Source organism: Streptomyces sp. NPDC060028 (genome assembly GCF_042736725.1).
In the GTDB taxonomy this organism is placed as follows: Bacteria; Actinomycetota; Actinomycetes; order Streptomycetales; family Streptomycetaceae; genus Streptomyces.
Genome location: NZ_JBHWVJ010000086.1, coordinates 1 through 22,850, shown reverse-complemented (window position 1 = coordinate 22,850; position 22,850 = coordinate 1). Strand labels below are relative to the sequence as shown.

Annotated in this window: 27 protein-coding genes, 1 tRNA gene and 1 riboswitch; of the genes, 19 read left to right on the top strand and 9 right to left on the bottom strand. The window is 69.8% G+C overall.

Translation table 11 applies throughout. The annotated features are described in order from the left end of the window. The first annotated feature begins 211 nt into the window (after positions 1-211). The 6 genes from ACFWBF_RS30780 (at position 212) to ACFWBF_RS30755 (ending at position 4,472) form a co-directional block, all read left to right on the top strand. Positions 212-1,660, top strand: coding sequence for an amino acid permease (locus ACFWBF_RS30780; protein ID WP_385607640.1), 1,449 nt, complete (start codon positions 212-214; stop codon positions 1,658-1,660). A gap of 167 nt (positions 1,661-1,827) precedes the next feature. Next, positions 1,828-2,250 (top strand): Mov34/MPN/PAD-1 family protein, encoded by a 423-nt coding sequence (locus ACFWBF_RS30775; protein WP_385607638.1) that lies wholly within the window; start codon positions 1,828-1,830, stop codon positions 2,248-2,250. Positions 2,251-2,327: 77 nt separating this feature from the next. Beyond that, entirely contained in the window at positions 2,328-2,435 is a 108-nt protein-coding gene (locus tag ACFWBF_RS30770) for a putative leader peptide (protein ID WP_385236756.1), read from the top strand. A 115-nt stretch (positions 2,436-2,550) separates the two neighbouring features. After that, on the top strand, positions 2,551-2,838 hold the full coding sequence (locus ACFWBF_RS30765) for a MoaD/ThiS family protein (RefSeq protein ID WP_385607636.1): 288 nt from the start codon (positions 2,551-2,553) through the stop codon (positions 2,836-2,838). After that, positions 2,838-3,788 (top strand): PLP-dependent cysteine synthase family protein, encoded by a 951-nt coding sequence (locus ACFWBF_RS30760; RefSeq protein ID WP_385607634.1) that lies wholly within the window; start codon positions 2,838-2,840, stop codon positions 3,786-3,788. Before ACFWBF_RS30765 ends, ACFWBF_RS30760 begins: the two co-directional genes overlap by 1 nt. A 246-nt stretch (positions 3,789-4,034) precedes the next feature. Further along, positions 4,035-4,472, top strand: coding sequence for a hypothetical protein (locus ACFWBF_RS30755; RefSeq protein ID WP_385607632.1), 438 nt, complete (start codon positions 4,035-4,037; stop codon positions 4,470-4,472). A 71-nt stretch (positions 4,473-4,543) separates the two neighbouring features. Here the strand turns inward: ACFWBF_RS30755 and ACFWBF_RS30750 are convergent, their stop codons facing one another. Together ACFWBF_RS30750 and ACFWBF_RS30745 are read right to left on the bottom strand one after the other, a co-directional pair. Continuing rightward, a complete protein-coding gene (locus ACFWBF_RS30750; protein WP_385607631.1) occupies positions 4,544-4,897 on the bottom strand; it encodes a DUF488 domain-containing protein in 354 nt (117 codons plus the stop codon). Further along, on the bottom strand, positions 4,894-5,304 hold the full coding sequence (locus ACFWBF_RS30745; RefSeq protein WP_385607629.1) for a hypothetical protein: 411 nt from the start codon (positions 5,302-5,304) through the stop codon (positions 4,894-4,896). Before ACFWBF_RS30745 ends, ACFWBF_RS30750 begins: the two co-directional genes overlap by 4 nt. A gap of 195 nt (positions 5,305-5,499) precedes the next feature. On the opposite strand from ACFWBF_RS30745, the gene ACFWBF_RS30740 reads away from it, so the two are divergent. Next, the gene (locus tag ACFWBF_RS30740; protein ID WP_385607628.1) at positions 5,500-6,252 is read left to right on the top strand and encodes an MBL fold metallo-hydrolase; all 753 of its coding nucleotides are present in this window, start codon (positions 5,500-5,502) and stop codon (positions 6,250-6,252) included. A gap of 97 nt (positions 6,253-6,349) precedes the next feature. Here the strand turns inward: ACFWBF_RS30740 and ACFWBF_RS30735 are convergent, their stop codons facing one another. Then, positions 6,350-7,621, bottom strand: coding sequence for a PTS transporter subunit EIIC (locus ACFWBF_RS30735; RefSeq protein WP_385607626.1), 1,272 nt, complete (start codon positions 7,619-7,621; stop codon positions 6,350-6,352). A gap of 293 nt (positions 7,622-7,914) precedes the next feature. Further along, complete coding sequence (locus ACFWBF_RS30730) at positions 7,915-9,219, bottom strand: PTS transporter subunit EIIC (RefSeq protein WP_385607624.1); 1,305 nt, start codon at positions 9,217-9,219, stop codon at positions 7,915-7,917. Positions 9,220-9,440: 221 nt separating this feature from the next. Here ACFWBF_RS30730 and ACFWBF_RS30725 point away from each other — a divergent pair, with 221 nt between their 5' ends. The 4 genes from ACFWBF_RS30725 (at position 9,441) to rdgB (ending at position 11,682) form a co-directional block, all read left to right on the top strand. Beyond that, positions 9,441-9,689 carry a glucose PTS transporter subunit EIIB gene (locus tag ACFWBF_RS30725; RefSeq protein ID WP_385607662.1) on the top strand — a complete coding sequence of 83 codons (249 nt, stop codon included), beginning with the start codon at positions 9,441-9,443 and terminating at the stop codon, positions 9,687-9,689. Positions 9,690-9,785: 96 nt separating this feature from the next. After that, positions 9,786-10,511: a ribonuclease PH gene (rph, locus tag ACFWBF_RS30720; protein WP_385607622.1), complete on the top strand. Its 726-nt coding sequence runs from the start codon at positions 9,786-9,788 to the stop codon at positions 10,509-10,511. Between the two features lie 104 nt (positions 10,512-10,615). Then, positions 10,616-11,020, top strand: a complete 405-nt coding sequence (locus tag ACFWBF_RS30715; protein ID WP_385607621.1) for a hypothetical protein — start codon at positions 10,616-10,618, stop codon at positions 11,018-11,020. Between the two features lie 47 nt (positions 11,021-11,067). After that, positions 11,068-11,682: an RdgB/HAM1 family non-canonical purine NTP pyrophosphatase gene (rdgB, locus tag ACFWBF_RS30710; RefSeq protein ID WP_385607619.1), complete on the top strand. Its 615-nt coding sequence runs from the start codon at positions 11,068-11,070 to the stop codon at positions 11,680-11,682. Positions 11,683-11,732: 50 nt separating this feature from the next. On the opposite strand, the gene ACFWBF_RS30705 is transcribed toward rdgB, so the two are convergent. The 4 genes from ACFWBF_RS30705 to bcp all read right to left on the bottom strand — a co-directional run bounded on the left by ACFWBF_RS30705 (position 11,733) and on the right by bcp (position 13,766). Next, a tRNA-Leu gene (locus ACFWBF_RS30705) sits at positions 11,733-11,808 on the bottom strand. 47 nt (positions 11,809-11,855) lie between these two features. Then, positions 11,856-12,515 (bottom strand): HNH endonuclease, encoded by a 660-nt coding sequence (locus tag ACFWBF_RS30700; RefSeq protein ID WP_385607617.1) that lies wholly within the window; start codon positions 12,513-12,515, stop codon positions 11,856-11,858. After that, entirely contained in the window at positions 12,512-13,150 is a 639-nt protein-coding gene (locus tag ACFWBF_RS30695) for an HNH endonuclease (RefSeq protein WP_385607616.1), read from the bottom strand. Before ACFWBF_RS30695 ends, ACFWBF_RS30700 begins: the two co-directional genes overlap by 4 nt. 148 nt (positions 13,151-13,298) lie before the next feature. Next, positions 13,299-13,766, bottom strand: coding sequence for a thioredoxin-dependent thiol peroxidase (gene bcp / locus ACFWBF_RS30690; protein ID WP_385607614.1), 468 nt, complete (start codon positions 13,764-13,766; stop codon positions 13,299-13,301). A 104-nt stretch (positions 13,767-13,870) separates the two neighbouring features. Here bcp and ACFWBF_RS30685 point away from each other — a divergent pair, with 104 nt between their 5' ends. From ACFWBF_RS30685 to ACFWBF_RS30675, 3 genes are all read left to right on the top strand, one after another. Beyond that, positions 13,871-14,188, top strand: coding sequence for a DUF3618 domain-containing protein (locus tag ACFWBF_RS30685; protein ID WP_385607660.1), 318 nt, complete (start codon positions 13,871-13,873; stop codon positions 14,186-14,188). 65 nt (positions 14,189-14,253) lie between these two features. Further along, positions 14,254-14,556 carry a co-chaperone GroES gene (locus tag ACFWBF_RS30680; RefSeq protein ID WP_124289437.1) on the top strand — a complete coding sequence of 101 codons (303 nt, stop codon included), beginning with the start codon at positions 14,254-14,256 and terminating at the stop codon, positions 14,554-14,556. A 56-nt stretch (positions 14,557-14,612) separates the two neighbouring features. Continuing rightward, a riboswitch (guanidine-III (ykkC-III) riboswitch) is annotated at positions 14,613-14,691 on the top strand. Positions 14,692-14,723: 32 nt separating this feature from the next. Beyond that, positions 14,724-15,044 (top strand): DMT family transporter, encoded by a 321-nt coding sequence (locus ACFWBF_RS30675; protein ID WP_385607612.1) that lies wholly within the window; start codon positions 14,724-14,726, stop codon positions 15,042-15,044. Positions 15,045-15,053: 9 nt separating this feature from the next. On the opposite strand, the gene ACFWBF_RS30670 is transcribed toward ACFWBF_RS30675, so the two are convergent. Then, positions 15,054-17,531: a transglycosylase domain-containing protein gene (locus tag ACFWBF_RS30670; protein ID WP_385607610.1), complete on the bottom strand. Its 2,478-nt coding sequence runs from the start codon at positions 17,529-17,531 to the stop codon at positions 15,054-15,056. Positions 17,532-17,706: 175 nt separating this feature from the next. On the opposite strand from ACFWBF_RS30670, the gene ACFWBF_RS30665 reads away from it, so the two are divergent. The 5 genes from ACFWBF_RS30665 (at position 17,707) to ACFWBF_RS30645 (ending at position 22,734) form a co-directional block, all read left to right on the top strand. After that, positions 17,707-18,522, top strand: a complete 816-nt coding sequence (locus ACFWBF_RS30665) for an ABC transporter permease (protein WP_385607608.1) — start codon at positions 17,707-17,709, stop codon at positions 18,520-18,522. A 169-nt stretch (positions 18,523-18,691) separates the two neighbouring features. Continuing rightward, positions 18,692-19,462: an ABC transporter permease gene (locus ACFWBF_RS30660; RefSeq protein ID WP_385607659.1), complete on the top strand. Its 771-nt coding sequence runs from the start codon at positions 18,692-18,694 to the stop codon at positions 19,460-19,462. Positions 19,463-19,465: 3 nt separating this feature from the next. Continuing rightward, positions 19,466-20,434, top strand: coding sequence for an ATP-binding cassette domain-containing protein (locus tag ACFWBF_RS30655; protein WP_385607606.1), 969 nt, complete (start codon positions 19,466-19,468; stop codon positions 20,432-20,434). Positions 20,435-20,536: 102 nt separating this feature from the next. Beyond that, positions 20,537-21,223 carry a DUF1707 domain-containing protein gene (locus tag ACFWBF_RS30650; RefSeq protein WP_385607604.1) on the top strand — a complete coding sequence of 229 codons (687 nt, stop codon included), beginning with the start codon at positions 20,537-20,539 and terminating at the stop codon, positions 21,221-21,223. Between the two features lie 296 nt (positions 21,224-21,519). Next, positions 21,520-22,734, top strand: a complete 1,215-nt coding sequence (locus ACFWBF_RS30645) for a DUF445 domain-containing protein (RefSeq protein ID WP_385607657.1) — start codon at positions 21,520-21,522, stop codon at positions 22,732-22,734. Positions 22,735-22,850: the final 116 nt, after the last annotated feature.

The following is a 22,850-nucleotide window of genomic DNA, read 5'->3' as shown; positions in this document are numbered from 1 at the left end:
TCCCGTGCCTTGTGCCACATTTCGACCCCCCGCTCACCCGTAAGGCCGTGATAAATCTTCACGACCGCCGACGGGGCGCCACCCATGCCCCCCGGCCCGCTTGAACCGGCTGATCGCCGGCGTGCAACTCCATCCGTATCCGGGGGGATCGAGGACCCGAGCCGCAGCCAGTCGAAGGCGCGGGTCGGCGTGGAGAAAGGCGCACCAAGACATGACCTCTGTGCAGGTCGAGCAGCACGACAAGACGCCCGGCGAGGGCGGCCAGGGCACCGGGGCCGAGGGCGGCGAGGGTTACCACCGCGCACTCGGAGCCCGCCAGATCCAGATGATCGCGATCGGCGGAGCCATCGGCACCGGCCTCTTCCTGGGCGCCGGCAAGGCGATCTCCAAGGCCGGACCGAGCCTGATCCTGGCCTACGCCATCGCCGGCCTGGTCATCTTCTTCATCATGCGGGCCCTGGGCGAGCTGCTCATGTACCGCCCCGTCTCCGGTTCCTTCTCGGACTACGCCCGCGAGTTCCTGGGCCCGTTCTGGGGGTACGTGACCGGCTGGACGTACTGGCTCTTCTGGGTGGTCACCGGCATCACCGAGGTGACGGCGGCCGCGCAGTACATGTCGTACTGGACCCACGACAGCTTCCCGCAGTGGGCGTACGCGCTGATCTTCACCGTCATCCTGTACGCCGCGAACCTCATCTCCGTGAAGCTCTTCGGCGAGCTGGAGTTCTGGTTCTCCATGGTCAAGGTCACCGCCATCGTCGGCATGATCCTGATCTGCGCCGGCATCCTGACCATCGGCTTCTCCGACGCCGCCGCCACCGCCTCCGTCTCCAACCTGTGGAGCGACCGCGGCTTCTTCCCCAACGGCATCGGCGAGACGCTGATGACCCTGCAGATCGTGATGTTCGCCTTCCTGGCGGTCGAGCTGGTCGGCGTCACCGCCGGCGAGTCCAAGGACCCCGCGAAGACCCTGCCCAAGGCCATCAACACCGTGCCGTGGCGCATCGCCGTCTTCTACGTCGGCGCGCTCATCATGATCATGTCGGTCATCCCGTGGTCCAACTTCAAGGCGGGCGAGAGCCCCTTCGTGCTGGCCTTCGAGAAGATGGGCCTGGGCGTCGGCGCCGCGATCGTCAACTTCGTCGTCCTGACGGCCGCCCTGTCCTCCTGCAACTCGGGCATGTACTCCACCGGCCGCATGCTGCGCGACCTCGCGCTCAACGGCCAGGGCCCGAAGTTCTTCACCAAGCTCACCAAGAGCGGCACCCCGCTGGTGGGCACCACCTTCTCCGCCGCGCTGATGCTGGTGGGCGTCTGGATCAACTACGTCGCCCCGGGCAAGGCCTTCGACTACGTCGTCTCCTTCGCCACCATCTCCGGCATGTGGGCCTGGATCATGATCCTGGTCTGCCAGATCCGCTACCGCGCCAAGGCCGACCGCGGCGAGCTGCCGCAGTCCGCCTTCCGCGCGCCCGGCGCCCCGTGGAGCAGCTGGTTCGCTCTGCTCTTCATCGGCATGGTCATCGTGATGATGGGCGTCGACAAGGACTCCCGCGTCTCGCTGTACTGCGCCCCGCTGTGGGGCCTGATCCTGGGTGTCTCCTACCTGGTGATGAAGTCCCGCAACCCGCGTGGTGCGGCCTTCAACAAGGCCGCCTGAAAGGCCTGTCGAAGGCTCCCTGAAGACCATCTGACGCCTGCGGGGCCACGGGTCCCGGCCGCCTGCCACGGCCGGGAAACGTGCCCCCGCAGGGCTTGTGTCCAGCATTCGGGCCCTCCCGTACCGCTCCTCGGTACGGGAGGGCCCGTCTGCTTATCCTGTCGCTCATGCTGACCCTCACCCAGGCCCTGTACGACCAGATCGTCGAGCACTCCCGCCAGGACCACCCCGACGAGGCGTGCGGCGTGGTCGCCGGCCCGGCGGGCACCGACCGCCCGGAGCGGTTCATCCCGATGCTGAACGCGGCCCGCTCGCCCACGTTCTACGAGTTCGACTCGAAGGACCTGCTGAAGCTCTACCGCGAGCTGGACGACCGGGACGAGGAGCCGGTGATCGTCTACCACTCGCACACCGCGACCGAGGCCTACCCCTCGCGCACGGACGTGACCTACGCGAACGAGCCCGCCGCGCACTACGTGCTGGTCTCCACGGCGGACAAGGACGGTCTCGGGGAGTTCCAGTTCCGCTCGTACCGGATCGTCGACGGGGTGATCAGGGAGGAGGAAGTGCAGGTCGTGGCAGGCTACTGACCAGTATGTGAGCGGCGGGGGTCCACGATGCGGGATCACACTCCAAACGGGGGACCGGGAATCGTTAACATGACCGCATGGTTCCCCCCGACGTGAGCATCGAGACGCCCGGCAGCCCGCTGCTCGTGGCGCGGCTGCACGTCGACCTGTGCCGCCTCGCCAGCGCCATCTGTCCGGCTGCCTGACCCGCACGGCCCCCCTCGCGCGGGGCAGCGAGCCGCGAGCACCACGCGCCGCCACGCCTGACTCTGACTTCCCTCAGTCCTCTTCCACACCTTCGTCACCACACTGGAGCCTGCCATGGCCATCGAGGTCCGCATCCCGACCATCCTCCGCACCTACACCGACGGCGCGAAGGCCGTGACGGGCGAGGGCGCCACCCTCTCCGAGCTGTTCTCCGACCTGGAGACCCGCCACAAGGGCATTCGAGAGCGACTTGTCGACCAGGCTGACGGCGGGGCGCTGCGCCGCTTCGTCAACGTCTACCTCAACGACGAGGACGTCCGCTTCCTCGACGGCATCTCCACCGAGCTCAAGGACGGCGACAACGTCACCATCCTCCCGGCCGTGGCCGGCGGCTCGAAGTAATGCGCTACGACTCCCCGCTGGCCGCGGTCGGCAACACGCCGCTCGTCCGGCTGCCCCGGCTGTCGCCCTCGGACGACGTCCGGATCTGGGCGAAGCTGGAGGACCGCAACCCGACCGGCTCGATCAAGGACCGCCCCGCGCTCCACATGGTCGAGCAGGCGGAGAAGGACGGCCGCCTGTTCCCCGGCTGCACGATCCTCGAGCCCACCTCCGGCAACACCGGCATCTCCCTGGCGATGGCGGCGAAGCTCAAGGGCTACCGGATCGTGTGCGTGATGCCGGAGAACACCTCGCACGAGCGGCGGGACCTGCTGGCCATGTGGGGAGCCGAGATCATCTCGTCGCCGGCGGCGGGCGGTTCCAACACCGCCGTACGGGTGGCCAAGGAGCTGGCGGCGGAGCACCCGGACTGGGTGATGCTCTACCAGTACGGCAACCCGGACAACGCGGGCGCGCACTACGCGACGACGGGCCCCGAGATCCTGCGGGACCTCCCGTCGATCACCCACTTCGTGGCCGGACTCGGCACCACCGGGACGCTGATGGGCGTCGGCCGCTACCTGCGGGAGCACGTGCCCGGGGTGAAGATCGTGGCCGCCGAGCCGCGGTACGACGACCTCGTCTACGGCCTGCGCAACCTCGACGAGGGCTTCGTCCCCGAGCTGTACGACGCCTCCGTGCTGACCACGCGCTTCTCGGTGGGCTCGGCGGACGCGGTGACGCGGACGCGGGAGCTGCTCCAGCAGGAGGGCATCTTCGCGGGGGTCTCCACCGGGGCGGCGCTGCACGCGGCGATCGGCGTCGGCCGCAAGGCGGTGGCGGCGGGGGAGAGCGCGGACATCGTCTTCGTCGTGGCCGACGGGGGCTGGAAGTACCTGTCGACCGGCGTGTACACGGCGGCGACGACGGAGGAAGCGATCGAGGCCCTCCAGGGCCAGCTCTGGGCCTGACGCCCGCCCCGTGCGCCCCTACGCCCTACGCCCCGTACGCACCCTCACGCTTCACGACGCCGCCCGGCCCGCAGCACGCGGACCCGGCGGCGTTCCGGCGTTTCCGGCGTTTCCGGGTCCGGGTCGTGGTCCGGGTCCGGCCGGCCCGTTGCCGGATTCCCCCGTTCGGCCTCGTGGGGTCGCCCCCCCGGCCGTCCGAGTGCAGGCTCGGAGACGACCGGTTCCCCGCAGCAGGAAGGTGGCGACATGACCACCACGCCCGGCAGTCCTCCCCCCTCGGCACCCGTCGGTGCCCGTTCCCCCAGCGCGTGGGCCACCGGCGGTACGACGTTCGCCGGTGTCCTGATGGCAGTCATGGGCGTCTTCAGCATCTTCGAGGGCATCGTCGCCCTCGCCAAGGACGACGTCTACGTGCCGATCGGCGACTACACGTTCAAGTTCGACCTCACCGCGTGGGGCTGGATCCACCTGATCCTCGGCATCGTCGTCGTCGCCGTCGGCGTCGGCATCCTCAAGGGTGCCGAGTGGGGCCGGGTCGCCGGCATCGTCCTGGCCGCACTCTCGGTGCTGCTCCACTTCCTGTGGCTGCCCTACCAGCCCCTGTGGGCGCTCATCGCGATCGCCATCGGGGTGTTCGTCATCTGGGCCCTGTGCACGGACAGGCAGGCCGCTCCCCGCATCTGACCACGAGCCCGTCGCCGCCGTGCCCCGCTTCGCACCGTGCCCCGCCGCAGCCGCGGCGGGGCACGGTGCGCTCACGCGCCCTCGGCCAGCAGCCCGGCCAACACCGACGCGTGGCTGTGCTCCGGGTCCTTGACCGCCGTCAGCAGGGTCACCGGCCCCCCGGCCGCCAGCCCCCGCAGCCGCGCCAGCTCCGCCACCGCCTCCGGCCCCGCCAGCTCCGCCTCGTACCGGGCCCGGAACTCCCCGGCGGAGCCGCCCGCGTGGAACCACTTCCGCAGCTCCGCCGAAGGCGTCACCGCCTTCGGCCACTCGTCCACCGCGGCCGCCGCCTTCGACAGCCCCCGCGGCCACAGCCGGTCCACCAGGACCCGTACGCCGTCCACCCCCGGCTCGGGGGGATCGTAGACCCGCCGCAGCCGGATCATCCGCTGCCGCCCAGCCCCCGGACCTCGTCCCACACCGCCGGGTCCAGCGTCCCCAGCCGCCCGCGGAACTCCCACACCGACACCTCCGCCACCCGGTCCGCCTCCAGAAAACTCGCCCGCCCCTGCGCCCCGACCGTCCCCGGCGGCAACGGGATCACCCCGGCCCGCCGGTCGTCGTACTTCCCGGTGATCCACGCGACCCGCGCCCGCGGACCCCGTACCCCCAGCACCAGGCACGGCCGGCCGTCCGCCAGGGACCACAGCTCGCCCGCCCCCGGCCGCGGAGGCGGCCCGGGCCCGTGCGCCGGCGCCACCGCCCGTCGCGTGCCGCGGACCCTCCACGGGATCAGCACGAGCAGCGCCACGGCCACCACCGCGGCGACCGCAGGCCACCAGGACGTGTCCATACTCCGACCGTAGTCGCGCCCGGACACCCCGGCACGGCAACCCGGATCCGCGGCGTCGCTCCCCCGGGTGACAGCACAGGTGATTCCCCCCACAACGGCCCGCCGCGGAGGAGCGACCGGAGGTTTCGCGCCTTACGCTCGACCCACGCACGGCCCGCATTCCGTCCACGGACCGTCCACGGAGGTTCACGCTCCATGAAGCTCACCGTCGTCGGCTGCTCGGGTTCGTTCCCGTCCGCGGAATCGGCCTGCTCGAGCTACCTCGTCGAGGCCGACGGCTTCCGGCTGCTCCTCGACATGGGCAACGGCGCCCTCGGCGAGCTCCAGCGCCACTGCGGTCTCTACGACCTAGACGCGATCTTCCTGAGCCACCTGCACGCCGACCACTGCATCGACATGTGCGCGTACTTCGTCGCCCGCTTCTACCGCCACGAAGGCGGCCGCTGCGGCACGATCCCCGTCTACGGCCCCGAAGGCACCGAGAAGCGCCTGACGACGGCGTACGAGGACGTCCCCGACGAGCGCTCCATGAGCGAGGTCTTCGACTTCCGCACCCTGAAGTCCGGCAGCTTCGAGATCGGCCCGTTCCAGATCCGCACCGAGAGGGTCTGCCACCCGGTGGAGGCGTACGGCATCCGCGTCGAGCACGGCGGCCGCTCCCTCACGTACTCCGGCGACACCGGCGTCTGCCCCGAGCTGGGGCTGCTCGCCGAGGGCACCGACCTCCTCCTCTGCGAGGCCTCCTTCACGCACGGCAAGGAAGACATCCCGGACCTCCACCTCAACGGCCGCGAGGCGGGCGAGTACGCCCGCGGCGGCAAGGTCGGCCGGCTCATCCTGACCCACATCCCGCCGTGGACGGATGCCGAGCAGAACCTCGCCGACGCCCGCGCGGTCTACGACGGCCCGATCGACCTCGCGTACTCGGGCGCCGTCTACGAGGTCTGAGCCACCGGAGCCGAACCGCGGTACGCACGTACGCCGAAGCCCCCGCCCTCCCTTTTCCGGGAGAGCGGGGGCTTTGGCGTACGTACCGCGACCGTGCTTACTTGGCCTCGGCCTTCTGCAGCTCGGCGAGCTCCTCGTCGGACTCGCGGCCCGGGGTGGGGAGGTTCCACTTGGTGATCGCGAAGCGGAAGACGAAGTAGTAGACCACCGCGAAGCAGAGACCGATGCCGGCCAGGCCCCACGGGTTGTCCGCGATGCCGAGGTTCAGCAGGAAGTCGACCGCGCCGGCGGAGAAGCCGAAGCCGTCACGCATGCCGAGCGCCCAGGTCAGCGCCATGGAGACACCGGTCAGCACCGCGTGGATCGCGTACAGCACCGGGGCGATGAACATGAAGGTGAACTCGATCGGCTCGGTCACACCGGTGACGAACGCGGTGAGCGCGAGGGAGAACATCATGCCGCCGACGACCTTGCGGCGCTCGGGGCGCGCGCAGTGGACGATCGCGAGGCAGGCCGCCGGGAGGGCGAACATCATGATCGGGAAGAAGCCGGTCATGAACTGTCCGGCGCTCGGGTCGTGGGCGAGGAAGCGGGCGATGTCACCGTGGACGGCACCGTTGGCGGTGTCGAAGGAACCGGCCTGGAACCACGGGAAGGAGTTCAGCAGGTGGTGCATGCCGATCGGGATCAGCGCACGGTTGGCGACACCGAAGATGCCCGCGCCGACGGCGCCGGAACCGGTCAGCCACTCACCGAAGTTGTGCAGACCCGTGCCGAGGACCGGCCAGATGAGACCGAAGACGATGCCGGTGACCAGACCCGCGAAGGCGGAGAGGATCGGGACGAGACGGCGGCCGCCGAAGAAGCCCGCCCAGTCCGGCAGCTTGGTCCGGTAGAACTTCTGGTAGAGCAGGGCGGTGATGACGCCCATCACGACACCGCCGAGCACACCGGCGTTGACCGCGGCGTCCACGTGGATGATCTTGTCGCCGTCGACCTTGGCGACCTTCGGCAGGTTGCTGTCCGTGAAGGTGGCGAGCACCTTCTGGAAGACCAGGTAACCGGTGACGGCCGCGAGGGCGGTCGAGCCGTCCGACTTCTTCGCGAAGCCGATCGCGATGCCGACGGCGAACAGCAGCGCCATGTTGTCGAGGATCGCGCCACCGCCGGCGGCCATGTAACCGGCGATCTTGACGATGAACGTCGGGAAGACGTCCTTGTCGCCGAGCATGTCGTCCGCGCCCAGGCGGAGCAGGAGCGCGCCGGCAGGCAGCACGGCAACGGGGAGCATGAGGCTCCGGCCGATGCGCTGCATGACGGCCATCACGCCAGCGCCCTTCTTCTTTTCCGCAGCCGTCGCTGTGGACATGTGGTTCCTCCATTGGGCAAGGCGCCGCCCGGGGACAAGGAAAACGGGGGGCTGGCGACGTCTCAGAAAGGGACCCGGGGCCGGACAAGCCCGCATGGTCTACACCACCAAGTGGTGTAGACCAGTTGTAGCACGGTGGGGTCGGCGTAAGGAACCCATGAATTTCATGACGGAGGACACATCTGGACATGAACGACAAAAACCCCCCGGACCCGGGGGGTCCGCGAGGCTTTTGCGGTGATTGGGCGGAGGGGGCGTGGGCGGGGGTGTGGGCGGGCGCGGGGAGCGGGGGGCTACGCCTTCGTGTTCTCCGCTTCCATCGCCGCGATCTCCTCGTCCGATTCCCGGCCGGGCGTCTGGATGTCGAACTTGGTGATCGCGAAGCGGAAGACGGCGTAATAGACGACCGCGAAGCACAGCCCGATCGGAATGATCAGCCAGGGCTTGGTGGCCAGGCTCCAGTTGATGACGTAGTCGATCAGACCCGCCGAGAAGCTGAAGCCGTCCTTCGCCCCCAACGCCCACGTCACCGCCATCGACACACCCGTCAGCACGGCGTGGATCGCGTACAGCAGCGGAGCCACGAAGAGGAACGAGTACTCCAGCGGCTCGGTGATCCCCGTGACGAAGGAGGTCAGGCCGACCGACAGCATCAGGCCGCCGACCTCCTTGCGCCGCTGCGGCTTGGCGCAGTGCGTGATCGCCAGCGCGGCCGCCGGGAGGGCGAACATCATGATGGGGAAGAAGCCGGTGAGGAACTGCCCGGCGTTCGGGTCCCCGCTCAGGAACATGTTGATGTCGCCGTGGACGACCTGCCCGTCCGGCTTGGTGAAGCTGCCGAACTGGAACCACACCGGCACGTTCAGGAACTGGTGCAGGCCGATCACCAGCAGCGCGCGGTTGGCCACCCCGAAGATGCCGGCGCCCCAAGAGCCCAGGCCCACCAGCCAGTCCGAGAAGCTCTCCAGCGCGTCACCGATCGGCGGCCAGATCCACAGGCACAGCGCGGCGAAGGCGATCGCGACGAAGGCCATGATGATCGGGACGAGCCGGCGGCCGTTGAAGAAACCGAGCCAGTCGACCAGCTTGACCCGGTGGTAGCGCTGCCAGAACCACGCGGCCAGCAGGCCCATGATGATGCCGCCGAAGACCCCCGGGTTCTGGAAGGTGTACTCCGCGAAGGAGTCGTCCACTCCCAGGCAGCCGCCCTGGATGTCCCTGGTCCCCGTGGGGCAGTCCTCGGGAAAGGCGTGCAGCACCCCCCGGTAGACCAGGAAGCCGGCCACCGCGGCCAGGGCGGTCGAGCCGTCCGCCTTCTTGGCCATGCCGATCGCGACGCCGACGCAGAACAGCAGGGGCAGGCCGAGGTCGGCGTTCAGCAGGGAACCGCCCGCGCTGGCCATCACCTTGGCCACGTCCGTCCAGCCCAGCCCGTCCGCCCCGAAGACGTCCGCCTGCCCGAGCCGGTTGAGGATGCCCGCCGCAGGCAGTACGGCGATCGGCAGCTGAAGGCTCCGTCCCATCTTCTGGAGCCCTTGGAACAAGCCGTTCCACCACTGCTGCCGTGGTGGTGCTGCTGCGGCGCTGCTCGCGCTCATCGGCGTCCTCCCTGCCCGGCCCGTTTTTGGCAGCGGCGGCACGTGCGGCACACTGGTGTAGACCAGTTGCGGGCAGGCTGCTGCTGATCGCCATCATTCGCATCATTCGGCAGACAGCGGTCATGTGCCCGCATAGATGGGCCAACCGTGCGTTACCGTGACAAAGCGGACCGCACAGGTGGGATCCATGTACCTGGCCGCCGAGACTCGTTCTTCGTAACATCAGGGAGAAACACATGGCCACCAAGGCTGAGAAGATCGTCGCCGGGCTCGGCGGCATCGAGAACATCGAAGAGGTCGAGGGCTGCATCACCCGCCTGCGCACCGAGGTCATCGACCCGAGCAAGGTCGACGAGGTCGCACTGAAGGCCGCCGGCGCCCACGGCGTCGTCAAGATGGGCACCGCGATCCAGGTCGTCATCGGCACCGACGCCGACCCGATCGCCGCCGACATCGAAGACATGATGTGAGCTGAGCCCTCCCGGCCCACCCACGCACGAACGACCCCGTCCCGGACGCCCCGGACGGGGTCTTTCCGTACCCCGGCACCGACTAGGCTCGGAGCCATGTCTCGCATCGACGGCCGTACGCCCGAACAGCTCCGCCCGGTCACCATCGAACGCGGATGGAGCAAGCACGCCGAGGGCTCCGTCCTCGTCTCCTTCGGAGACACCAAGGTCTTCTGCACCGCCTCCTTCACCGAAGGCGTCCCGCGCTGGCGCAAGGGCAGCGGCGAAGGCTGGGTCACCTCCGAATACTCGATGCTGCCCCGCTCCACCAACACCCGCGGCGACCGCGAATCCGTACGCGGCAAGATCGGCGGCCGCACCCACGAGATCTCCCGCCTCATCGGCCGCTCGCTGCGCGCCGTCATCGACTACAAGGCCCTCGGCGAGAACACCATCGTCCTGGACTGCGACGTCCTCCAGGCCGACGGCGGCACCCGCACCGCGGCCATCACCGGCGCGTACGTCGCCCTCGCCGACGCCATCGCCTGGGGCCAGCAGAAGAAGCTCATCAAGGCCGGCCGCAAGCCGCTGACCGGCACCGTCGCCGCCGTCAGCGTCGGCATCGTGGACGGCGTCCCGCTGCTCGACCTCTGCTACGAGGAAGACGTGCGCGCCGAGACCGACATGAACGTGGTCTGCACCGGCGACGGCCGCTTCGTCGAGGTCCAGGGCACCGCCGAGGGCGAGCCCTTCGACCGCAAGGAACTCAACGCCCTGCTCGACCTGGCCACCGGCGGCTGCGCCGACCTGGAGGCCATCCAGCTCGGCGCCCTGGAGCTGTAGCCTCCACGGCAACCGCCGGGCCCGCCCCGGCGTCTACGCGGATACGGGCGCACGGTGTCACAGCCGTGCGCCCGTCCATGTACCAGAGTTGGGGGAGACCCGAAGTGAAACCGCAGCCGAAGACGACTCACAAGCTCCGCATAGCCGCCGTCGCGCTGGCGGCCGCTCTCGCCGTCCCGGCGATCACCTCCTGCGACGCGATCTCGACGGCGATGGACTGCGCGAACACCGCGGTGGCCATAACGGACGGCGCGAACGACCTCCAGCAGGCGGTCTCGCAGGCGGGCAACAGCCCGCAGGACGCCCAGAACGCGCTCAACCAGATCGAGACGAACCTCAAGAAGGTCGGCGACCAGACGGACAACGCCGACCTGAGCAAGGCCATCGACTCCATGAACGCGGCCGTCAAGAACGTCCGCACGTCGATCGAGAACGGCAACTCGGTCCCGGACGTCACGCCCGTCGCGGACGCGGCGAAGGAGATCTCGAAGGTCTGCACCCCGGGCTGACCCCGGGCCGGGCCGACCCCGGGGCGGCGGCCGGAATAATGGCGGGCATGACCTCCACGCCCCGCCGCCTGATCCTGGCCACCCGCAACGCGGGCAAGATCGCCGAGCTCCACGCCATCCTGTCCGACGCCGGCCTGCCGCACGAGCTGGTCGGCGCGGACGCGTTCCCGCAGATCCCGGATGTCAAGGAAACCGGCGTCACCTTCGCCGAGAACGCCCTCCTCAAGGCCCACGCCCTGGCCCAGGCCACGGGCCTCCCGGCGGTCGCCGACGACTCCGGCCTCTGCGTGGACGTCCTGAACGGCGCCCCCGGCATCTTCTCCGCCCGCTGGTCCGGCACCCACGGCGACGACGCCGCGAACCTGGCCCTCCTCCTGGCCCAGCTCGGCGACATCGACGACGCCAACCGCGGCGCCCACTTCGCCTGCGCGGCGGCCCTGGCCCTCCCGGACGGCACGGAACGCGTGGTCGAGGGCCGCCTCCTGGGCACCCTGCGCCACACCCCCGCCGGCACGGGCGGCTTCGGCTACGACCCGATCCTCCAGCCCCTGGGCGAGTCCCGCACCTGCGCGGAACTGACCCCGGCGGAAAAGAACGCCATCTCCCACCGCGGCCAGGCCTTCCGCGCCCTGACCCCGTTCGTCCGCGCCCTCCTGGGCTGACGCAGCAAGGCCCGGCCTCCCGAAACTCGGGAGGCCGGGCCTTGTCTGCTTGGTACGCCCGATCGGATTCGAACCGACATACGCGACCACCTAAAGATCGCCGCTCCCCAGTTGGCGTACGGGCGCAAGCCAAGAACACTCTACTCGCTGGCGGGGCGTCGACGGGTGGATTTCTAACGACTTCGTCGACCACCTCGGCACCACGTACTCGTGACCGCGTGACAGTTGGGACACAGCAACCGCAGGTTCTCGCGGCGGTCGTCGCTCCAATCGCCGTTGATGTGGTCGACCTCCAGGGTCATAGGGTCACCAAGCCACTCGGGCGGTGTTCCGCAGGTGTCGCAGCACTCCGGAACACCCATGTCGTGCAGGGCCCTTCGCAGGAGTCGGCTACGGGTCCGCCACTTTCCCTCGTGCTTGACGAGGATTTCATCAGCGGGCTTGCGGGGTACGCGTCCAGGCTTGCCGCGGCCGTGTGCCTGACCGAGGAAGTGCGACGTGTCCAGCCCCGATTCGAGGACCCACGCCTTGAGAGATGCCCTCCACCCTCTACTGTCGGGCCGATCGAGACGCCGGAGGGTCTCCGCCCAGGAGCGCGACGTGGCGACGGCGTTCTGCAGAGAGGGCTGATCCGGTTTCTCGTGGAGCCGGTAAGGGCGTCGGTCGAAGTGGGATATGTCGATGCCGTAGGCGGAGAAGCGCCGCATGAGGTATTGCCGGAGCCGCTGAGGGTGCGGCTGTATCCCGTAGCGGTCGATGACCTCGTCAATGTCCTTGCACCGGGCCGCGGCGTCGGCCAGGACTTCCCGCGTGTAGTGGGCGGCGCTGGTCACCGGCGTCCCTTGCCCCGGCCGCGGTACGTGTCTGTCGTGGAGTGGCAGTTGGGGCAGAGCAGCCGCAGGTTGGCCGGTTGGTTGTTGCGCCAGTCTCCGTCGATGTGGTCCACCTCCAGAGGTAGTGGGTGCCCCTGCCAGACCGGCTGGATGCCGCACCTTGCGCACTGTTCGGGTACACCCAGTGCGCTGAGCGCCCACTTCAGATGTTCACTCTGAGCTCGGCGGGTATGAGGCCCGTTCTGCTTGACGAGGATCGCCTCCGGGGTTCGCCTCGTCTTGGGCCGCCCCGCCAGGGAGGTCGGCGCGAAGTGCGAGGTGTCTATGCCGAATGCCTTCACCTTGCGGCTGATGTGGGTGTGGTGACCGCCCACGACCTCGAGCCCGAGGCGCCGCAGTACCTCACACATGTTCTTCGAGAGGGCGACCGCGTCCTCCAAGACCTCTCTCGTCCATTTCTCCCCCTCCCGCTCGAAGTGCGCGACGTTCACCCCGAGCTTCCGCATGCGGTCGTACAGGTACCGCCTCGACCCGCTCTTCGGGTCCACCCCCAGCTGTTCCAGCGCCTCCGTCAGCGTGCGTGACGTGCTGGCCGCCGCCGCCAGGCGTTCCTTCGTGTACGGGCTGGTCGGCATCCCGTGTCCCTCCGTCCCCGGCCGCGTGCGCGGCTCTCGTATGGGGTAACGGACCGATAGTCGGACGGTTACGGGTTGTTTCGTCCGATAAGCGGAGCGGCCCGCGCCGGATGGGGGCGGGCCGCTGCGTTCGGGAGGGAGGGGGTGGTCAGATTCCCAGGTCCTTGATGATCTTGGCTACGTGGCCCGTGGCCTTCACGTTGTAGAAGGCGTGCTCGACCTTGCCCTCCTCGTCCACGACCACCGTGGAGCGGATGACGCCCGTGACCGTCTTGCCGTACAGCTTCTTCTCGCCGTACGCGCCGTATGCGGTCAGCGTCTCCTTGTCCGGGTCGCTGACCAGCGTGACCTTCAGGTGCTCCTTCTCGCGGAACTTCGCCAGCTTCTCCGGCTTGTCGGGGGAGACGCCGATGACGTCGTAGCCGGCCGTGGCCAGCACGTCCAGGTTGTCCGTGAAATCGCAGGCCTGCTTGGTGCAGCCCGGGGTCAGGGCGGTCGGGTAGAAGTACACGATCACCTTGCGGCCCTTGTGCTCGGCGAGCGAGACCTTGTTGCCGTCCGCGTCGGGCAGGGTGAAGGCAGGGGCGGTGTCGCCCGGCTGAAGTCGCTCGCTCATGTCGGAAGTCTCCTCGGGAGGGGATCGATATGTCTCGAGACTAAGCTGACAGACTGTTCATGGCGGACTACGCCCCCACAGACCACGACGACGGAGGCAGCGCGGTGTCGGAAGCCAGGACCCCCGCACAGATCGAGGCGGACATCGTCCGCAGGCGCGAGCAGCTCGCCGATACGCTCGATGAGATCGGCGTGCGCATGCACCCGAAGACGATCATTGGGGATGCCAAGGCGAGGGCCGTCGGGATCGTGGACCACGCAGCCGGGCGTGCCGTGGTCGCCGTGAACCGTCTGATGACCGATGTGCGCGACGGGCTGCGCCACGAGGACGGGGCTCCGCGCGTCGAGCGGATCGTTCCTGTCGCGCTGGTCGCGGTGGGTGTGGCCGGGCTGGTGGTGCTGTCGGTGCGGCGCAGGCGCTGAGGTAGGTTCGGGGCGTGAGCGACGACATCACCGACACCACCACGCACGACAAGCTCCCCATTCGCATGCTGCACGACCGCGTGCTCGTGAAGTCCGACTTGCCGGAGGGTGAGCGGCGCTCGGGCGGCGGCATCCTGATCCCGGCGACGGCCGCGGTGGGCAAGCGGCTTGCCTGGGCCGAGGTGGTCGCGGTCGGGCAGAACGTGCGCAGCGTGGAGCCGGGCGACCGGGTGCTGTACGACCCCGAGGACCGGGCCGAGGTGGAGGTGCGCGGGGCGACGTACGTGCTGATGCGCGAGCGGGACCTGCACGCCGTGGCCGCGGAGCGGCTGGAGGGGTCGAAGGACTCCACCGGGCTGTACCTCTGATCTGACCTGCGAGAAGGGCTGGTGACCACGGTCACCGGTCCTTTTTCTTGTGCTTTGCCCGCCCTTTGCTAGGGTGGTGGGGAACCCCCGACGAGACGCGCCGTACCGGGTAGCTGGACGCAAAGACGACGCACCCCCCGTTCGCTCTCGTCCCGGAGGTGCCTGTCATGGCCTGGGTTCTTCTCATCGTCGCCGGTCTGATCGAAGTCGGCTGGTCGATCGGCATGAAATTCACCGAAGGCTTCACCCGGCTCTGGCCCAGTGTGTTCACGGGCGCCGGAATCGTCGCCAGCATGGTGCTGCTCTCCGTCGCCGTCAAAACCCTGCCGATCGGTACGGCGTACGGGGTGTGGGTCGGCATCGGTGCGGCCGGTGCGGCGGTGCTCGGCATGGCGGTGATGGGTGAGCCCGTCACCGCCGCGCGGATCTTCTTCATCTGTCTGCTGCTGGTCGCCGTGGTGGGCCTGAAGGTGACCTCCGGGCACTGAGCACCCGGGCTATTCGAGCAGGTTCGTCGGGGGGCGGGGGCGCAGGCCTTCGGTGGTGCCGGCCGGGTTTCCGGTTGTGGCGCCGCCGTCGGTCTGGCCTCCGTCGGTCTGGCCTCCGTCGGTCTGGCCTCCGTTTGTCTGGCCGCCGTTTGTCTGGCCCCCTTGTGTTTGGCCGCCCTGCGTCTGCCCGCCCTGGGTCTGGCCGCCCGTGTTCTGACCCCCGTTGTTCTGACCCCCGTTGTTCTGGCCTCCGTTGTGCTGGCCCCCTTGGGTCTGGCCTCCGTTGTTCTGCCCGCCCTGGGTCTGGCCCCCGGTCGGGGGGCTCGGCCGTACCGGCGGGGCCGAGGAGTCGTCGTCCGGGGTCTGCTGCGGGGTGTTGGGGATCACCGGCGGCGGGGGCCGGTCCGCGCCCGGCATGAGTTCCAGGTCGAAGTCCACCGGGTCCGTGCCCTCCAGGGCCGTCTTCGTGTACTGCGCCCAGATCCGGGCCGGGTAGCCGCCGCCCCCGATACGGGCCTCGCCGAGCGCGCCGTACAGGGACTCCAGGGTGCCCGTGTCCGGGTCCTGGCCCATCATCGAGACGACCGTGACGAGGTCCGGGGTGTACGCCGCGAACCAGGCGGAGCGGTCCTGTTCCCCGGTGCCCGTTTTGCCGGCGGAGGGGTGCCCGGCGGCGAGTGCGGCCGTACCGGTGCCGTTGTCCACGACGCTGACCAGCATGGACGTGGTCGTGTCGGCGGCTTCGCGGCTGACGGCCTCGTTCGCGCCCCGGTCCGGGAGGGCGATGGTGTCGCCCTCCTTGGTGATCTTCTCCAGGAAGGTGTGCGGGGTGTGCCGGCCGTGCGCGGCGAGGGTCGCGTACGCCTGGGTCATGTCGAGGACGCTGGCCTGCATGGTGCCGAGCGCCATGGCCGGGCCCGGGTCGAAGTTCGGGGTGTCGGCGGGGATGCCGAGGTCGATGGCGGTCTTCTTGACCTTCTCGGTGCCGACGTCGACGACCATCTGCGCGAAGACGGTGTTGACGGAGAGGTCGGTGGCGGTGTTGACGGTGATGTTCCCGTAGCTGAGCTGTCCCTCGTTCTCCGGTGCGTAGCGGATCCGGGTGCCGACGACGCGGCGCTTGTTGTCGCCGTTGTAGATCGTGTACGGGGTGATCGTGCGGCCTTCCTGCGTACGGGAGTTGTTCTGCACGGCGGCCGCGAAGACGAAGGGCTTGAAGGTGGAGGCCACCTGGTAGTCGTGGCGGGTGGCGTTGTTGACGAACTGTTTGGTGTAGTCGATGCCGCCGTACAGGGCGACGACCTTGCCGGTGGCCGGGTCGATGGAGACCGCGCCGGTGCGCACGAGGCGGTCCGCCTTGCGCTTGTCGGGGTCGAGTTCGCTGACCATCTTGTCGTTGACGGCGTCGACGATGGCGTTCTGGCGGCGCTTGTCGATGGTCGTGGTGATGCGATAGCCGCCCTCGGCGAGGGTTTTGTCGTCGAGGATCTTGTTCTCGACGATGTAGTCCTTGATGGCCTCGACGAGGTAGCCGCGCTGCCCGGAGAGCCCTGCGGCGGCGCGGACCTTGCCGGGTTCGGGGAAGGTGGTGGCCGCGCGTTCGGTGGCGGTCATCCAGTTCTTCTTGACCATGCCGTCGAGTACGTAGTTCCAGCGGGCGACGGCGCGGGGGCGGCTCTGGGGGTGGGCGAGGACGTCGAAGGCGCTGGGGGAGTTGAGGAGGGTGGCGAGGTACGCGCCTTCCGCGGTGGTGAGTTTGCCGACGTCCTTGCCGTAGTAGGCCTGTGCGGCGGCCTGGATGCCGTAGGCGTTGCGGCCGAAGTAGCTGGTGTTCAGGTAGCCCTCGAGGATGTAGTCCTTCGACTTTTCGCGACCGAGTTTGATCGCGATGAAGAACTCCTTGACCTTGCGTTTGATCGTCTGTTCCTGGCCCAGGTAGTAGTTCTTGACGTACTGCTGGGTGATGGTCGAGCCGGACTGGGTGCCCTTGCCGGTCGCGGTGTTCCAGGCCGCGCGGAGCATCGCGGCGGGGTCCACCGCCCGTTCGGAGTAGAAGTCCCGGTCCTCTGCGGCCAGTACGGTCTCCTGGACGGACCGCGGGATCTGCGAGAGCGGGACGTTGACGCGGTTGACCTCGCCGTCGCGGGCGAGCTGGGTGCCGTCGGCGTAGAGGTAGAGGTTGGACTGCGCGGTGGCGGCGGCGTTGGCGGGCGGGATGTCGACCAGCAGGTAGCCGGCGACGAGGGCGCCGCCCAGCAGCAGGGCGAGCAGCAGGAGTCCGCCGAGGACCATGCGCCAGGTGGGGAGGGCGCGGCGCCAGCCGGTCCGTTCGCGCTCGGCCTTCTTGGCCTTCTTGGGCTTGTTGGGCTTCGTGGCCTGCTTGGGGTCCATGGGCTGATCGGCCGCCCCGGCCTTCCCGGGCCGGGGTTCTTCGGGGGTGTCCGGGTCACGAGGGGTCCAGCCGGGGGGTGGTGACTGGTCGCTCATCTCCGGGACTCCTCGGCGCCGTACGAAACATCCACATCTGTACCTCATGGTGTCTACCCGATGGCCGCTGAATTCCGCTCCGGAGGGGCGTAAATCGTTTCCGTGGCTCGCCCCTCCGCACTAAGCTCGCGCGCTTTGGCCGACGTAGGAACGACGTGGGATACGGAGGGATACGGTGCGCCAGAGAGTGCGTCTTCACCTGGCCGTCGCGGCCGGAGGGTTCCGGCGGTACGCCACTTACGGGACGGCCACCGCGGCGGGGGTGTTCACCAACACCGCGTTCGGTTTCATCCTCGCCTACACGTTCATCGCACTGTGGGACGAGCGGCCCGGGCTCGGCGGCTACGACCAGGCGCAGGCCCTGACCTTCATCTGGGTCAGCCAGTCGCTGCTCGCCGCCGGGGCACTGATCGGCGGCGGTTTCCAGGAGGAGTTCCAGGAGCGGGTGCGTACGGGTGACATCGCCGTGGACCTGTACCGGCCGGTGGACCTCCAGGCGTGGTGGCTCGCCACGGACCTGGGCCGGGCGGCCTTCCAGCTCGTGGCCCGCGGGGTGGTCCCGATGGCGGTCGGGGCGCTCGCGTTCCGGCTGGCGCTGCCCGCGGATCCGGTGCGGTGGCTGCTGTTCCTGGTGGCCGTGGTGCTGGCGTTGGTGGTGAGTTTCGCCGTGCGCTATCTGTTGGGACTCGCGGCGTTCTGGCTGATGGACGGTGCCGGGATCAACATGGTGGCCACCGTCGTCGCCATCTTCTTCTCCGGGATGCTGCTGCCGCTGACCGTGTTCCCGGGCGGCTTCGGGGAGTTCGTACGGCTCCTGCCCTGGGCGGCGATGCTCCAGGTGCCGCTGGACGTGCTGCTCGGCATGGGCACGGGGGCCGGGGGCGCGCTGCGGGCGCTGGGGTTCCAGGCCGGGTGGGCGCTCGTGCTGCTGGGCCTGGGGCGGCTGATCCAGTCCGCCGCGACGCGGAAGGTGGTGGTCCAGGGTGGCTGACGCGACGGTGGACGTGAAGCCGGATCCGGAGCGGGATCTGGATTCGGTTCCGGGTCCGGTTCCAGGTCCGGGTCCGGAGCGCCCGGTGGCCCCGGCCGTTGTCCCGCTCGGCGGGCGGCGGCGGAACCGGGCCGTCGAGGGGGTGCGGGGCTACGCGCTGATCGTGTCGATGTGGATCCGGTCGACCATGACGTACCGGGCGTCCTTCTTCCTGTCGACCTTCGGGAACGCGGCGATCACGCTCCTCGACTTCGCCGCGATCTACATCATGTTCTCGCACGTGGACGTCCTCGGGGGCTTCACGCTGCCCGAGATCGCCCTGCTGTACGGGTCCTGCTCGGCCTCCCTGGGCTTGGCGGACCTGCTGCTCGGCAACACCGCCCGGATCGGCGCCCGGATCCGCGACGGCTCGCTCGACACCATGCTGGTGCGCCCGGTCCCGGTGCTCGCGCAGGTCGCGGCGGACCGTTTCGCGCTGCGTCGGCTGGGCCGGCTCGGGCAGGGCCTGGGGGTGCTGGTCTGGTCGGTCTCGGCGCTGTCGGGGCAGGTGGACTGGACGGTCGCCACGGTGCTGCTGGTGCCGGTGATGATCATCGCCGGGGCGGGGATCTTCGGGGCGGTGATGGTGGCCGGCGCGGCGTTCCAGTTCGCCGCGGGGGATGCGGCGGAGGTGGTGAACTCCTTCACGTACGGGGGCTGCACGATGCTGGAGTACCCGCCGACGGTGTTCACGAAGGACCTGCTGCGCGGGGTGACCTTCATCGTGCCGCTGGCCTTCGTCAACTGGCTGCCCGCGCTGCACATTCTGGGGCGCCCGGACCCGCTGGGGCTGCCGGGGTGGGCGGCGTACGCGAGCCCGCTGGTGGCGTTCGCCGTGTTCCTGCCCGCGTCGCTGGCTTGGCGCGCGGGAGTTCGTTCGTACCGAAGCACGGGGAGCTGAGTGATGGCCGATGCGTTGATCGAGCTGGACGGGGTCGAGAAGGTCTTCGACGTACGGCGTCGGGTGAGCCTGATGCGCAGGGAGAAACGGCAGGTCAGGGCCGTGGACGGGATCAGCTTCGAGGTCGCGCGGGGCGAGGTGGTCGGCTACATCGGGCCCAACGGCGCCGGGAAGTCGACCACGATCAAGATGCTCACCGGGATCCTGACGCCGAGCGGCGGCCGGCTGCGGGTCGCGGGCATCGACCCGGCACGGGACCGGATGAGGCTCGCGCACCGGATCGGGGTGGTGTTCGGGCAGCGCACGACGCTGTGGTGGGACCTGCCCCTGAAGGACTCGTACGGGTTGATGCGGCGGATGTACCGGGTCCCGCCGGCGCGGTTCAAGGAGAACCTGGAGCGCTGCGTGGAGCGGCTGGACCTGGCCGAGCTGCTGGACGTACCGGTGCGGCAGCTCTCGCTCGGGCAGCGGATGCGCGGGGACATCGCGGCGGCGCTGCTGCACGATCCGGACGTGTTGTACCTGGACGAGCCGACGATCGGGCTCGACGTGGTGAGCAAGGCGAAGGTACGGGGCTTCCTGCGGCAGTTGAACGAGGAGCTCGGCACCACGGTGCTGCTGACCACGCACGACCTCCAGGACATCGAGCAGCTGTGTGAGCGGGTGATGGTGATCGACCACGGGCGGCTCATGTACGACGGTTCCCTGGGCGGGCTGCGCACGGCGGGCGTGGCGGGGGAGAGCGAGCGGACCCTGGTGGTGGACCTGGAGCGGGAGCTGCCGCCGATCAGCGTGGCGGGGGCGCGGGTGGTGAAGGTGGAGGGGCCGAGGCAGTGGCTGGCCTTCCCGGCGCAGGCTTCGGCGGCCCCGCTGGTGGCGGCGGTGGCGGCGCGGTACCCGCTGGTGGACCTGTCGGTACGGGAGCCGGACATCGAGGACGTGATCGCGCGGATGTACGCGGGGAGGAGCTGAGGCGGGCGGGGGTTCGGGTGGGGGGAAATCAGGGATAAGCCCGGGGTCCGCGTCAGGGCTAAGTCATACAACTCCCCTGAATCACTGCATAGGCTGGTGCTCATGAGTGACGAGCGGCCGGAGAAGCCGTTGCCGGAGCTGAGGGCGTCGGACGCCGACCGGGACCGGGTGATGGAGCGTCTGCGGGACGCCGTCGCCGAGGGCCGGCTCGACATGGAGGAATTCGAGGAGCGGCTGGATGCGGTGTACAAGTCCCGCACGTACGCGGAACTGGAACCGCTGACGCGGGACCTGCCGGCGCCGTCGTCGGCCGGGACCGGAGCCGCGCCGGTGTCGCCGGTGGCGGGTCACGCCGGGGCGGATTCCGCCTGGCCGGCCCGGATCGGCGGGTCGGGTACCTCCGCCACGGCCGTCGCGGTCATGTCGGGCTTCCAGCGCAAGGGCAACTGGACGGTGCCCGCCCGGTTCAACGCGGTGGCGTTCTGGGGCGGCGGTGAGCTCGACCTGCGCGAGGCGAACTTCGCCGAGTCCGAGGTCGTGATCACCTGTGTCGCGGTCATGGGCGGCATCCAGATCACGGTCCCGCCGGGCGTGGAGGTCGATCTACGGGGCATCGGTGTCATGGGTGCCTTCGACCAGAGCGAGGGCACGGGGCCGCGGCAGCCGGGGGCCCCGAGGGTGGTCGTGACGGGCTTCGCCTTCTGGGGCGGGGTGGAGGTCAAGGTCAAGCCGCCGAAGTCGCGCAAGGGGCTGAAGGGCGGCGGGCCGTCGCTGCGCAAGGAGCTGTAGGGCCGTAGAGCTGTAGGGCCCGGCCTGGCAGCGGTGCGTCGTTCCGCTCGTGGCGAGCGATACGGCGTGCCGGGAACTCTGCGGGGCTCCCGGGAGTCGGATGCTATGCACACAAAACCGGCGCCCCCGGGGGAAGGCAGGAGCACGTGGAGAACCGCAGCACGGCCGGACCGCCGCCAGGGCAGCCCGTGCCACCACCCGAGCCCGCACCGCCACCCGAACCGGTGCCACCACCCGTACGCGGCGGGTTCGTGTTCAGCGCGGCCGACGAGGAGCGTCAGCGCGGCGTCCGCCGGATGAAGACCACCGCGACCGGTCTGCTGATCCTGGTGGCGCTGGTCTACGTACTGGCCAAGGTCGCCCAGCACGCCTGGGGCGCCGGGGCCTGGGCGGGCTACGTCGCGGCCGCCGCCGAGGCCGGCATGGTCGGCGCGCTCGCGGACTGGTTCGCCGTGACCGCGCTCTTCCGGCGCCCGCTCGGCCTGCCCATTCCGCACACCGCGATCATCCCGACCAAGAAGGACCAGCTCGGGGTCACGCTCGGCGACTTCGTCGGGGAGAACTTCCTCTCCGCGGACGTGGTCCGTACGCGGCTGCACGCGCTCGGCATCGGCGGCCGGCTCGGAGCCTGGCTGGCCGATCCCGCGCATGCCGACCGGGTCACGGCAGAGCTGGCCACGGCGCTGCGCGGGGCCCTGACCGTACTGCGCGACTCCGATGTGCAGGCCGTCGTGGGGGAGGCGATCACGCGGCGGGCCGAGACGGCCGAGATCGCGCCGGGGCTCGGCAAGACCCTGGAGAAGGTGGTCGCCGACGGCGGGCACCGGCGGGTGGTGGACCTGGTGTGCGCGCGGGCGCACGACTGGCTGGTGACGCATGCCGACTCGGTGGAGGCGGCGGTGCAGGGCGGGGCGCCGGGCTGGACCCCGCGGTTCGTGGACCGCAAGGTCGGCGAGCGCGTCTACAAGGAATTGCTGCGCTTCCTGCAGGAGATGCGGGACATGCCGGAGCACCCGGCGCGAGGGGCGGTGGACCGTTTCCTCGCGGACTTCGCGGCCGACCTCCAGTCGGACACGCAGACACGGGCCAAGGTGGAGCGGCTCAAGTCGGAGATCCTGGCGCGGGGCGAGGTGCAGGACGTGATCGCCTCCGCGTGGACGGCGATCAGGTCGATGATCATCTCGGCGGCGGAGGACGAGCAGAGCGAGCTGCGGCTGCGCGTGCGGTCCTCGCTGATGTCGCTGGGGGCGCGGCTGGCCACCGACGGGCGGCTCCAGGACAAGGTGGAGGGCTGGATCGAGGGCGCGGTGGTGTACGTCGTCACCACCTACCGGAGCGAGATCACCTCGCTGATCACGGACACGGTGGCGGGCTGGGACGCCGAGCACACGTCGCGGAAGATCGAGGCCCACATCGGGCGGGACCTGCAATTCATCCGGATCAACGGCACGGTGGTCGGCGCCCTGGCGGGCCTGCTGATCTACACGGTGTCGCGGGCGCTGGGGGCGTAGTGGGCCCTGGCCCGGTCCGGCGGGGCCCGTCAGCGGCCCGGCGCCGGCGGCCCGCCCCGGCCCGCCCGAGGCGGGGAACCCGGCGCGCGCCGCCCCCACCGCCGCGTGGGCCCCCA